This window comes from Limnospira sp. PMC 1279.21 (assembly GCF_032349615.1).
In the GTDB taxonomy this organism is placed as follows: Bacteria; Cyanobacteriota; Cyanobacteriia; order Cyanobacteriales; family Microcoleaceae; genus Limnospira; species Limnospira fusiformis.
Map to the genome: position 1 here is coordinate 1 of NZ_JARPLU010000146.1, position 12,205 is coordinate 12,205.

9 protein-coding genes and 1 pseudogene are annotated in these 12,205 nt (G+C 45.8%); 6 read left to right on the forward strand and 4 right to left on the reverse strand.

What is annotated here, in order from left to right; all coding sequences use genetic code 11:
- Positions 1 to 181 (forward strand): annotated as a pseudogene (locus P5683_RS18635) (Uma2 family endonuclease); the annotation flags it as partial.
- A gap of 32 nt (positions 182 to 213) precedes the next feature.
- Here the strand turns inward: P5683_RS18635 and fumC are convergent.
- Positions 214 to 1,620 (reverse strand): class II fumarate hydratase, encoded by a 1,407-nt coding sequence (gene fumC, locus P5683_RS18640; protein ID WP_008050938.1) that lies wholly within the window; start codon positions 1,618 to 1,620, stop codon positions 214 to 216.
- Between the two features lie 25 nt (positions 1,621 to 1,645).
- The gene (gene smpB, locus P5683_RS18645; protein WP_006625521.1) at positions 1,646 to 2,113 is read right to left on the reverse strand and encodes an SsrA-binding protein SmpB; all 468 of its coding nucleotides are present in this window, start codon (positions 2,111 to 2,113) and stop codon (positions 1,646 to 1,648) included.
- A 113-nt stretch (positions 2,114 to 2,226) separates the two neighbouring features.
- On the opposite strand from smpB, the gene P5683_RS18650 reads away from it, so the two are divergent.
- From P5683_RS18650 to P5683_RS18660, 3 genes are all read left to right on the forward strand, one after another.
- Positions 2,227 to 3,090: a Tab2/Atab2 family RNA-binding protein gene (locus P5683_RS18650; RefSeq protein ID WP_006625522.1), complete on the forward strand. Its 864-nt coding sequence runs from the start codon at positions 2,227 to 2,229 to the stop codon at positions 3,088 to 3,090.
- A gap of 102 nt (positions 3,091 to 3,192) precedes the next feature.
- A complete protein-coding gene (locus tag P5683_RS18655; RefSeq protein WP_006625523.1) occupies positions 3,193 to 3,366 on the forward strand; it encodes a hypothetical protein in 174 nt (57 codons plus the stop codon).
- A 282-nt stretch (positions 3,367 to 3,648) separates the two neighbouring features.
- A complete protein-coding gene (locus P5683_RS18660) occupies positions 3,649 to 5,439 on the forward strand; it encodes an iron uptake porin (protein ID WP_035759568.1) in 1,791 nt (596 codons plus the stop codon).
- Between the two features lie 340 nt (positions 5,440 to 5,779).
- Here the strand turns inward: P5683_RS18660 and cruF are convergent, their stop codons facing one another.
- Positions 5,780 to 6,700, reverse strand: a complete 921-nt coding sequence (gene cruF / locus P5683_RS18665; protein ID WP_006625526.1) for a gamma-carotene 1'-hydroxylase CruF — start codon at positions 6,698 to 6,700, stop codon at positions 5,780 to 5,782.
- Between the two features lie 428 nt (positions 6,701 to 7,128).
- Between cruF and P5683_RS18670 the strand changes: the two genes are divergently transcribed.
- Both P5683_RS18670 and P5683_RS18675 read left to right on the forward strand, forming a co-directional pair.
- Entirely contained in the window at positions 7,129 to 8,169 is a 1,041-nt protein-coding gene (locus P5683_RS18670; protein ID WP_006669961.1) for an iron ABC transporter substrate-binding protein, read from the forward strand.
- A 183-nt stretch (positions 8,170 to 8,352) separates the two neighbouring features.
- Positions 8,353 to 10,026, forward strand: a complete 1,674-nt coding sequence (locus P5683_RS18675) for an iron ABC transporter permease (RefSeq protein ID WP_006625528.1) — start codon at positions 8,353 to 8,355, stop codon at positions 10,024 to 10,026.
- Between the two features lie 279 nt (positions 10,027 to 10,305).
- On the opposite strand, the gene gpmI is transcribed toward P5683_RS18675, so the two are convergent.
- Positions 10,306 to 11,904 (reverse strand): 2,3-bisphosphoglycerate-independent phosphoglycerate mutase, encoded by a 1,599-nt coding sequence (gpmI, locus tag P5683_RS18680; protein WP_006669960.1) that lies wholly within the window; start codon positions 11,902 to 11,904, stop codon positions 10,306 to 10,308.
- Positions 11,905 to 12,205: the final 301 nt, after the last annotated feature.

Here is a 12,205-nt window from a genome sequence, read left to right on the forward strand (position 1 = left end):
GAGACGTTATTTGAGCTCCGAAGAGTTAGCACAGCAGGCTCAATTGGAAGCACAAAAAGAACGTCAGGCTCGTTTAGCGGCTATTGCTCAATTAGACAATATGGGATTAACAGTACAGCAAATTTCTGTAGCATTGGGGTTATCTGTAGAGGTGGTACGTCAGCGGCTAGAGGAATCATAGATTTGAGAAAGTTAGTTGATGTTAACTATCAATTAATGAGGGTGTGCCATTTTGCTCGGAACCACAATTTGGTCAAATTCTTCAGCCGAAATATAGCCTAATTCGACACAAATCTGCTTTAAGGTGGAATCCTTCTCCAAAGCCAAATGAGCGACTTCTGCGGCTCGGTCATAGCCGATTTTAGGACTTAAAGCAGTTACCAACATTAAAGATTGTTCTAAATAACTGTTAATTTTACTGCGATTTACCTGTAAACCAACCAATAGAAAATCAGTGAAGTTATGACAACTATCTGCCAAGATATTAACCGATTGTAGCAGGTTAAAAATCATCATTGGCTTAAACACATTTAACTCGAAATGACCCTGGGAACCCGCTATACTAATAGCAGTATCATACCCCATTACCTGAGCCGCCACCATAGTCATAGCCTCGCATTGGGTGGGGTTGACTTTTCCTGGCATAATTGAAGAACCCGGTTCATTTTCGGGTAAAATTAATTCGCCCAAACCACAGCGCGGACCACTCCCTAAAAATCTAATATCATTAGCAATTTTCATCAAAGAACAGGCTAAGGTTTTTAAGGCACCACTTGCCATAACTATGGCATCATGAGCCGCCATAGCGGCAAATTTATTGGGTGCTGAAACAAAGGGTAAATCTGTCATTTCGGCAATGTGTTCCGCCACCCTTTCCGCAAACCCAGGCGGCGCATTTAGGCCGGTTCCTACAGCGGTTCCACCAATAGCTAATTCATACAAATCAGGTAAAACCATCTCAATGCGTTTTAGGTCGGCATCTAGTTGCGCCACATAGCCGGAAAACTCCTGTCCTAAAGTCAGGGGAACAGCATCTTGTAAATGGGTGCGACCAATTTTGACAATATGGTTAAATTCTGCCGATTTCTGAGCCAGAGCATCTCGCATTTTTCGGACTTTAGGAATTAGGCGCTGATGAAACGCCAAAGCTGCTGCGATGTGCATAGCCGTCGGAAATGTATCGTTAGACGACTGAGACATATTCACATGGTCATTGGGATGAATAGGGTTTTTACTGCCCATTTTTCCGCCCACAGAAGCGATCGCCCAATTAGCAATCACCTCATTTACATTCATATTACATTGGGTACCGCTTCCAGTCATCCACACTCGCAGGGGGAAATGTTCCGATAACTTACCCTCAATTACCTGTTGCGCGGCCTGTCTAATCAATTCTGCCAGCTCTGGGGGCAGTTTTCCCAAGTCTTGATTAGTCAACGCCGCCGCCTTTTTGAGAATACCAAAAGCGGCGATCACCTCTGGGGGGATTAAATCAGTACCAATAGAAAAATAATGAAGCGATCGCTGAGTTTGCGCTCCCCAATAGCGATCGTCGGGGACCTGAATTTCCCCCATGCTATCGCGTTCAACTCGCATATTGGCATCCATGTCCTGATTCATCCCTAAGTTCCCCGTCCATTATCTATTAAAACTGCTTGAGTGCGCGTTGCATAGACCGCGCGTCATCCCGGCGCCGGATCGTCTCTCGCTTGTCGTGCAACTTCTTACCTCGCGCCAGTCCAATCATCACCTTAACCCGTCCCCGTTTCAGATACATTTTCAGAGGAACCAGAGTCAAGCCCTTTTGTTCTACCTGTCCAATCAGCTTATTAATTTCCTTGCGATGTAGCAACAACTTCCGGGTACGGCGCGGATCATGATTAAAGAAATTACCCGTATTCTCATAGGGGGAGATATGAACATTAATCAGCCACACCTCTCCATCCCGCAGCAAGGCATAACCATCCTGCAAATTAGAGCGACCCGCCCGGATCGACTTAACCTCCGTGCCTTTCAGTTCAATTCCGGCTTCGTAGGTATCTAGGATCTCGTACAGATAGCGAGCTTTACGGTTATCGGTGAGGATTTTGTATCCGTTAGTGTCTTTACTCATGACTTATCATTGTACCATGAACCAGGGTTAATTCAACAACCTTGTTGTTACCATCATTTTAATGGGACAATAAAAAATTGAGTTTAGTATACATAGCGAGTTTTTAGCATCCAATGAAGGGAACGATTTGGGAACTGGATTTTTATAGTCGTCCGCTGCGGGACGAAGACGGGAAAAAAGTGTGGGAGGTGATTATCTGTGAAACCCCCCTAGATGTGCGATCGCGCCCCGAGTCTCTATTCCGCTATACACAATTTTGTCCCAGTACCCAGGTTAACTCTATCTGGTTGCAGGGAGCTATTCAAGAGGCGATCGCCCAAGCACCATTACCACCATCAAAAATTCGTTTTTTCCGCCGTCCCATGGCGAATATGATCTCTAAAGCTGCTGAAGGATTAGATATCCCCGCATCAGCTAGTCGTCGCACCTATACCCTGTTTCAGTGGCTACAAGAACGCATCGACAAAGTTTATCCCACTTATCCTAATTATCAGGAAGGAACTAACCCATCAGTCCAGTTTGTCTCCGGCGAACCTCAACCGCTACCAGATGCACTTCAGGGGGAACAGTGGGCGATCGTTTCCTTAGAAGCCGCCGCCTTTGAAGATATGCCAGAATGGGATATCGGCTTTGGCGAAGCCTTCAGTTTACCCATGATGGGCTTATCCCCAGAAACACCAGTTCCGGGTCTGATTATTTTCACGACACGCGCCATACCCCTAGCCGCTTGGATGTCCGGGTTGGAGTTAGCCTTTCTGCGACTCGTGGAAACTCCCCGCCCTAACCTGATTTTGGAAACAGGGGAAAATGAGAGTTGGATTTTGGCTAACCTCACCGACCCCAAAACCCAGACCGAAGCCAAGAATTTTGAACAAGCCAAACTCTCGGCTAAGAATGTGCATTTTTTGGCTATTCAGTCTGACCCTAATTCCGAGTCCTTTGCTGGCTTCTGGATGCTTCAGCAGTTAGACTTCTAATCCCATTACACCGGAGGGGGGTCATACGATTATTGATTATCCCCTCTCCCACTCACCCGGAAAACATCCCACCTCTATACATACAATCTTATTTTTGTCAATATGCCCATTTTAGGCGATCGCATTTTCTCCGGGGGTCGGTGCGGCAGTCCTCTCGTTTTTCCCGTGGCTGACCTAGCACCCGACCCTACAGTTAGCCATAAAACCTTATTAATTCTTAACAATCTTTGGAAAATCAAAACTATTGGCAGCCATACATTAGCTACACTTAACTAATTTGCCGGGGCCAGACCTAGGTTGCTAACTAATTGAGAATCATTAGCGTGAAAAATCAACTTTCATGATATAAACATTTTAAAGAGAGTTATTTGCAATTGGTGTCCAGAGCCATACCCAGAGCCCTATCCTGGATTTAAAGGGTTCAAATGTTTACTGGAAAAGGTTTCTAAGTAATTAGACAACCCAAATCATGAGAAAAAACTCTCAATTAATGGTGGTTCCAGGAACTAGAGCCATTAACCGATTTTCAGATGTTTTAGCGTTGGTGTGAGATTAGAAATGACAAACAAAATTCTTTGGAAGACCCTCCACAGTCCCAGCTTGGTGGGTGCAGCCCTGCTGCTAAGTGCAGGTTCCGCCTTAGCCACAGAAAAAATAGCCACTAAATTTGACATGACATCTCAAGTAGACCCGGTAACTACTGAAGAGATAGAAGAGTCTATCAGCCCAGAGTCTAATGTGGCGATCGCCCTCATGTCCGAACCCCCAAGCCAACCTTTAGAATTAGCTCAAATACAGCCCGAAACCGAGCCAGAAATCAGCATCTTAGGTATCGAGCAAATCAACCAATACAGTGGCTTAGAAGACTCCATGGAACAGGTAACTTCTGTTTCCCAGTTGTCAGACGTGCAACCCACAGACTGGGCATTCCAAGCCCTACAGTCCCTAGTTGAGCGCTATGGCTGTATCGCAGGTTATCCCGACGGAACCTTTAGGGGAAACCGAGCCATGACTCGTTTTGAGTTTGCGGCTGGTTTAAATGCCTGTTTAGAGCGAGTTAACGAACTAATTGCCGCTTCTGTAGCTAATCTGGTCACTCGTGATGACCTAGCAGTTATCCAACGGCTTCAGGAAGAATTTGCAGCAGAACTAGCCACTTTAAGAGGTCGCGTATATGCCCTAGAAGCCAGAACCGCCGAATTAGAAGCTAACCAATTCTCCACTACTACCAAACTTAGTGGGGAAGTAGTATTTTGGGCAGGAGATAGCTTTGGCGATCGCTCTCGTCATAATGTAGCAGGGGGACCCTTTGGCCGAGCCAGTGATGACCCCACCGAAACCTATCTCGGCTACCGGGCCCGTCTCAACTTTGATAGCAGCTTTAGCGGTCGAGACAGGCTGAGAATTCGTTTAGAAGCCGTAGACATTCCCAACCTGAGAGCTTTTGGTCTCAATAATACATTAATGGCTCGCACTTCCATTGATGGCAGGAGTAATGGTTTCCGACTAGATGATCTAAACTACCGTTTCCCGGCTTTTGATGGTAAAGCTCGCTTCTGGGTAGGCGCTAATGCTCTGGGAATAGACAATATTCTTGATGTCCTTTCACCCCTTGAAAGTGCCTCCACCGGATCAATTTCTCGGTTTGGACGACGGAACCCCGCCGTATTTCGAGGACCCGGTGGTGCAGGTGCTGGCGCTAACTTTACCTTTGGTAGTCGATCTCCCTTGAAACTTAATCTAGCTTATTTAGCCGGTAATGCTTCTGATGCTACCGAAGGCAATGGCCTATTCAATGGCAGTAATAGCGCTGGCGCTCAATTAGTTTATCAACCCAATCGAAACCTCGCTTTTGCCGTCGAGTACGCCCGCAAGTATTTTAGCACTGAAGACGTGAATATTGCTGGCGGCACCGGAAGCTGGATTTCTGAGCGTCCCTTTGGAAACAATGCCACCACCAGCGATAACTTAGGTTTACAATTTAACTGGCGCGTCCTTGACAAATTCCAGTTAGGCGGTTGGTTTGGTGCTACCTGGGCTCATCAACAAAGAAATGGCAGTGATAGTGCTACAATTCTTAACTGGGCTGTCACTATGGGCTTCCCCGATGCCTTTAGCGAAGGGGATTTGGGTGGTATTATTATCGGAATGCCTCCGAAAGTTACCTCCCACGACCGGGGAGCTTTGGAAGATCGCGATACTTCCTTCCATATTGAAGCCTTCTATCGCTATGCCTTCAATGACTACATTTCCATCACTCCCGGCTTCTTTGTCGTCACTAACCCTGATCACAATAGCCGCAATGCTAATATTTTCGTAGGAACTCTGCGAACGACTTTCCGTTTCTAATAACAGTTTCCCGCTCATTTTCTCAGCCTGGGGGGACGGACTATTCTATTAATTCATTGCGCCGCCCCCCATCTCTTCTTGATTAATTTAGGGCGTTGACAAATCTACCCGATCGCCTATTATGGTTTTATCGGTTTACTGCGCCTATGAACTTGACTAATTATTCAATAATGCCCACCAACCACCATAGTAAATGGCTCTAACCATTGTCTAATAACGGATAGAGCCATTTAGGGGATATTTAGGGGTAAATCACCAAATGGGTCGGGGGTTAATCCTAAATTTTGGGGATAAAATCAAATTCACCTCCAGGGGAATGCCACCGACCACAATCATCATCTTATTTGGCGATCGCATTCATTGGAGAATCAGCCACCTCTGGCGAGTTAGAATTGGGTTCTAACGTAGGCATATCTGGTCTGAGTGCAGTCCACCATAAGGCGATCGCCGGAACCACACCAAATAATACACTTAATAGAGTCGGTAGTAGAAACTTAGGATCTAAAGCCACCACTGTAATTACCGCCCCAAAGCCAAAGTTAGTCAAATACACCAGTAAAGGTAGAGTCAACAGAGGTCGAGATAAAACAATCGGCTTACCTCTCCATAAAACCGCGGCCACCGTCATAAACACCAAACCTGTCCCCATCCATCCCGTAAGATTACGATAGGGCATTCCGAAAAATTCCCCTACCTCTTGGAATTGCCAAAACGGAAAAGGTGCTTGACTCATAGCCGGGTCTAGGACTAAATCCCAAGCCGTTAATAAAATCGCGGCCACCGCTAAAGCTGCTACATGACGCACCCAACTCGAAGCCAGCGTTACTTTTAAGCCACCCCTCGCTAGTAGGTAGCAGGTTAAACCCATATAAAACCAGGATAGGGGAATCGTAAACGGAACTAGATCCGCGATTTTATAGCCTAAACCGTTTAGATATTGGTAATGACCGAAAGGAAAACCTGTGCTAGTCCCCAGGAGTTCACTACTCAGCGATAGGACAATAGATGGCACCATAAATCCTAGGGTTGTAACCAGCCCTAGGGTGCGATAGGCGTATAAGCTAACTGCGATCGCTCCAAACACAATATAAGCTACTCCTCCCCCTGCCATACTCAGTTGAAAGAAACTTTGTCCTATGGGGGGTAGGTTAATAATTAGTTCTGGATTAGGTAGAACTATTAGCAGTCCCGCTAGACCAAACAGGGTGGACAGGATATGGATGGTCAAAAAAAATCGCTCTTGCATCAGAAGTTGCTTCATGGGACTCCTCAAACAGATATGAAACGCAGACCGCGTTTCCGAAAACTTTATAAATCTTTATACAACAATAGACTCATTTGCTGTTAAACGCGACCCCCCTGTTTAACTATATCCCTAGCCTCACCCTAAACCAAAATCCTATATCTGCCATATTGACAGACAGACCATTGACAACTATTCTTATTAAAGTCCAGACTAATCTATAATAATTTTGAATTAGCTGGTGGGACTAAAGCCAGAATGGTAGCCCATGTCTAGGAAAGTCCCAGGTTGTGTCCTGGTTATAACAGACTATCAACCAACCATTGCACCAATATCCATATCATACCCTGCCTGCGGTTGCAAAAATCGATTACTAGGGCTATTCATATCTCAGCAATTGAGAAATATTATGAATATCAGCTCACCTTGAAACTTGAGAAAATGACATGAAACGAAGAAAAGTTATCTCTTTAATTGGGTTAGCAATAGCCACCAGCGCCATCTCCATCGCTTGTGGTCAACAACAACCAACCACCGATACAACCGCCACCAATGGTACAACAGGTGCAACCTTAGTCGTTTATTCTGGTCGCGGAGAAGACCTAATTAGTCCAATGTTTGAGCGATTTCAAGCTGAAACTGGCATTCAAGTCAATGTCCGTTATGGGGATACAGCCGAATTAGCCGCCACCATCTTAGAAGAAGGTCAAAATTCCCCAGCCGATATTTATTTTGCTCAAGATGCAGGAGCTTTAGGCGCCCTGCAAAGAGAAGGGCGCACCCGTACTATTCCAGAAACCTTACTCAATCAAGTAGACCCTAGGTTCCGCTCTCGCGAAGGACAATGGATTGGTATTACCGGACGCGCGCGCGTATTTAACTACAATACAAATCTACTCAGCAGCGATCAAGTTCCTAACTCCATTTGGGAACTTACACAACCCGAATGGTCGGGACGCATTGGCTGGGCTCCAACTAACGGCTCCTTCCAATCCTTTGTGACCGCTCTGCGAAAGCATGAAGGCGAAGAACGCGCTAGAGAATGGGTAGAAGCTATGCAAGCCAATAACCCCCAGGTCTATCGCAATAATACAACCCTTGTCGAAGGCTTGGGGCGCGGTGAAGTAGCCCTGGGATTGACAAATAACTATTACTTGTTCCGCTTTATAGCCGAAGATCCCAATTTCCCCGTATCCTATCACTATGCCACCGGTGATGTAGGTTCCATGATCAATATAGCCGGAGTCGCTATTATCGATAGCACAGACCAACCCGAAGTAGCAGAAGTCTTTATCGAGTTTCTGCTTACTCCAGAAGCACAGCAACACTTCGCCCAAGGGAATAGTGAATATCCCTTAATTGATGGAATAGAACCACCAAATGGACAGATTCCTATTGATCAGATTAATCCCCCAGATATCGATCTCAGTAACTTAGAAGACTTGGAAGGAACACTAGAGTTGCTGCGAGCAGCGGGAGTTTTATAACCAGGGAACCCCATCCTATCAATCAGGAAGCACTAGACCTCTTCCTGATTTGTTCAGAAAACTTGCTCCTTAAACAGACGTTTATTACCATTTATGGTATAATTGCTTCTGATTTTTGCCTGACTTATTCAGGTACTTCCGTTTATAATATCCCCCTAATTTTTCCTATTATCCCTTCATTAAATGACTATTAACCTAAAGAAAACATTATCCTTAAATAGCTATTTCTCCACCAAGCGATCGCATCCTCCCATTTTTTTAGTCATCATGGCTGCCATAGTCGCTTTAGGCATGGCATTACCCCTGGTTTACCTAGTAATTAGGGCCATGGGCATTGGATTAGTCCCCTTCATCGCCCTTATATCCCGACCCCGCACCATTCAGGTATTTTTCAACAGTATAGGTATGGCCTTATCTGTCACACTCCTATCTGCTTTGATTGCCATTCCCCTAGCATTTCTAATAGTACGCACCAATTTACCCGGGCGGCGTTTTTGGTCAGTAGTCACCACCTTACCCCTAGCTATCCCCACCTATGTGGGCAGTTTTGCCCTATTAGCCTTCGTCGGACCCCGTGGCAGTATGCTCCAAATTCTCCTCGAGCCCTTGGGAGTCCAGCGGCTACCCTCTATTTATGGCTGGTCTGGAGTAATTATCGCCACCACACTATTTTCCTACCCTTACATATTGCTCACAGTGCGATCGAGTTTACAAGGTATGGACCCAGCCATGGAAGAAGTCTCACGGGTTCTCGGATATACTCCCTATCAAACCTTCTGGCGAGTCACCTTACCACAACTGCGGCCAGCGATCGCCGCCGGGTCTCTACTTGTCTCACTCTATGCGCTCCAAGACTTTGGCACTCCCGCACTCATGCGGTTTGAGTCCTTTACCTACGTCATTTTTTTGCAATATCGCACCAGTTTTGACCGTAGTATGGCCGCCGCCTTATCCCTAGTATTAATCGCCTTAGTCGGGTTGATTTTATTGCTAGAATATCGAGCGCGATCGCGAGCAGCCTATTATAGTAGAGGTTCAGCTAGTCAACATCAACAACCCTTGATTCCCCTAGGTCGCTGGACTTGGTTAGCCCTCGGTTTTTGTATCCTGATTACACTATTTTCCCTAGTAATGCCCCTCGGAGTTTTATTCTTCTGGTTAGGGCGTGGTCTGCGAGTAGGTCAAAACCCCATAGAATTGATCACAATGATGTTACCCGCCGCCTACAACTCCATCTATAGCTCAGGTCTAGCTGCCATCATTTCCACCCTGTTTGCACTCCCCATCGCCATTCTCGCCGTCCGCTTTCCTAGTCGCCTCACAGCCATCTTAGAGCGCACATCCTACATCGGTTTTGGAATGCCGGGAATTGTCGTATCACTCTCCCTCGTCTTCTTTGGAGCCAATTATGTACCCTGGCTTTATCAACAACTACCCATGTTGCTGTTTGCTTATCTAGTCTTATTCATTCCTCAAGCCGTCGGAACATTGCGCGGCTCACTACTTCAAGTATCCCCAAACCTAGAAGAATCTGCCCGTATTTTGGGACGCACACCCTGGGAAACTCTACGCCATGTCACCTTACCACTCGTTCGTCCTGGCGTGATTAGTGGCGCTATGTTAATCTTCCTCACCTCCATTAAGGAATTACCAGCCACTCTATTACTCTCTCCCATTGGCTTTCGTACTTTAGCCACCCAAATTTGGCAAGCCACAGCAGAAAGTGTCGCCTTTACCCAAGCCTCAGTTGCTGCTCTCATGATGTTGTTCGTGTCAACCTTAGCTACACTGATTATTCTCTCCCAAGAACGTCGCATCAAAAACGCCCAGCCTAGCCTTACCCAGTCAGAAGACTAGGACCATCTGATGATTATGTTAACTTTTGTAAAGAAAAGTTAAGAAATGTTAAAAAAAAATTCCTTCCGCTGGGGGGTTGATTTAGGAGGGTTACTTGTGTTATTATTTTAGATAATGGGAATATTGACAATTTTATTTTTTGCGTCAAGATTAAAATTATAAGTTAGTCTCTAACATAGCACCATCTGCCACCCCTTGTCAATCTTTTGAGAAATTAAGCCCAACCGGGAACAGGAAAATTAATAATTAATTATCCCGGCTCCCTTAACCAATTTCTGCTCAAAGTCTAACCCTGACCGGACTACGATTTTCTGTCAGGGATAACTCAGATTTAACAATCATGGAAGTTCCGGTCATTTCTGGAGGTTGTGGTAACTGGAGTATTTCCAAAATAGTCGGAGCTATATCCGCCAAACAGCCATCACTTCTCAAAGGTACATCAGTCCCATGACCAGGAATTTTACGGACTTCCCCTTCAACCAGAATAAAAGGAACTGGGTTAGTAGTGTGAGCAGTCCAGGGATTACCCTGTTCATCGGACATATATTCAGCATTACCATGATCAGCAATAATAATGGCTGTTCCCCCGGCTTTAGAGATACCTGCTAACAATTCTCCCAAACAGCGATCGACGGTTTCAATAGCCTTAACCGCAGCATCTATTATCCCGGTGTGACCGACCATATCGGGGTTAGCATAATTGATCACAATCAGAGAATAAATCCCTTTAGCGATACCCTCAAGAGCCACTTCTGTGACTTCCTCCGCAGACATTTCGGGTTTTTGGTCATAGGTAGCCACGGCGGGACTGGGAATGAGTTCTCGATCTTCCCCCTCAAAAGGATGTTCTAAACCACCATTAAAGAAATAAGTCACATGGGCATATTTTTCGGTTTCGGCGGTCCGCAGTTGTTTCAAGCCATGATCAGCAATTACTTGTCCTAAGATATTATCGAGTCCTTGGGGTTCAAAAGCGACATCGACGGGATAGTTGGGGTCATACTGGGTAAAAGTCGCAAAACTCAGGGGTTGGATCAGTTCCCGTTCAAACCCATCAAAATCCTCCATAACCAAGGCTTGCGTAAGCTGTCTAGCGCGATCGGGTCGGAAATTAAAGAAAATCACCCCATCTCCGGGTTCGATCGCCCCTGGCGCTACTCTCATGGGGTTAATGAACTCATCGGTGATACCCTCTCCGTAGGATTCCCTCATGATCTCAGCTATAGTGCGATCGCTCTGTGGTCCATCGGTAGTCAGAATCGAATAGGCTTTTTTTACCCTTTCCCATCGATTATCGCGATCCATAGCATAGTAACGGCCGCTAATAGTCGCAATATGGCCCACTCCGATTTTTTCAGTGTAGTCTTGGATTTGTTGAAGAACCTTAATTCCATCATTAGGGTTAGTATCGCGGCCATCAGTAATGCCATGAATACAGACATTAGACAACCCCTTAGCCTTAGCCATATCCAGCAATCCCAGGAGATGGTCAACATGGGAATGCACACCCCCATCAGAGCATAAACCTATCAAATGTAACTTAGCCTCTCGCTGACGAACTTCCTCACAAACTTTACTCAAAGCGGGATTATTCTGAATAGTGCCATCAGAAACCGCATCAGAAATCCTCACCAACTCTTGGGGAACCACTCGTCCCGCCCCTAAATTCAAGTGACCGACTTCTGAGTTGCCCATCTGACCATCGGGCAAACCGACAGCGCGACCAGAAGCCTGAATTAATGTTCGAGGATAAGCAGTCCAAAGGCTATCCATTACAGGGGTATTGCCAACAGCAATGGCATTTCCGTCCGTTTGTTCACGATAGCCCCAACCGTCTAATATGATGAGTACAACGGGAGATACAGACACTGATGCCATGCCAACTTACCTTTTAGCGACGAGTGAATTCCATCGACATGATATCACCCCTTGACGAAACTGTTAACTCTTTGCTAGGTGAAAAGGCAACAGCAAGCTAATCTAGGCTTGACACTCCCCGCCCTTTAAGTCCCAAAAACCCTCGTAAATTTGTTAACCTGGGGTTATTACCAACCAGCCGATAATTTTAAACAGATGGCAGCTAGAAATGATGATTGTGGTTCGTTTCAAGCTACCCTTGACATGAGAGCATGATTTAATCACAAATTCGGTTAATATTTTAGGGCAATACGGTATAATC

What these genes read in the sequence shown, in the direction of transcription:
- cruF (WP_006625526.1), bottom strand. Translation starts at nt 6,700, where the DNA reads ATGAAGCAACTTCTGATGCAAGAGCGATTTTTTTTGACCATCCATATC.
- smpB (WP_006625521.1), bottom strand. Translation starts at nt 2,113, where the DNA reads ATGAGTAAAGACACTAACGGATACAAAATCCTCACCGATAACCGTAAA.
- P5683_RS18650 (WP_006625522.1), top strand. Translation starts at nt 2,227, where the DNA reads ATGAAGGGAACGATTTGGGAACTGGATTTTTATAGTCGTCCGCTGCGG.
- gpmI (WP_006669960.1), bottom strand. Translation starts at nt 11,904, where the DNA reads ATGGCATCAGTGTCTGTATCTCCCGTTGTACTCATCATATTAGACGGT.
- P5683_RS18670 (WP_006669961.1), top strand. Translation starts at nt 7,129, where the DNA reads ATGAAACGAAGAAAAGTTATCTCTTTAATTGGGTTAGCAATAGCCACC.
- P5683_RS18655 (WP_006625523.1), top strand. Translation starts at nt 3,193, where the DNA reads ATGCCCATTTTAGGCGATCGCATTTTCTCCGGGGGTCGGTGCGGCAGT.
- P5683_RS18675 (WP_006625528.1), top strand. Translation starts at nt 8,353, where the DNA reads ATGACTATTAACCTAAAGAAAACATTATCCTTAAATAGCTATTTCTCC.
- P5683_RS18660 (WP_035759568.1), top strand. Translation starts at nt 3,649, where the DNA reads ATGACAAACAAAATTCTTTGGAAGACCCTCCACAGTCCCAGCTTGGTG.
- fumC (WP_008050938.1), bottom strand. Translation starts at nt 1,620, where the DNA reads ATGAATCAGGACATGGATGCCAATATGCGAGTTGAACGCGATAGCATG.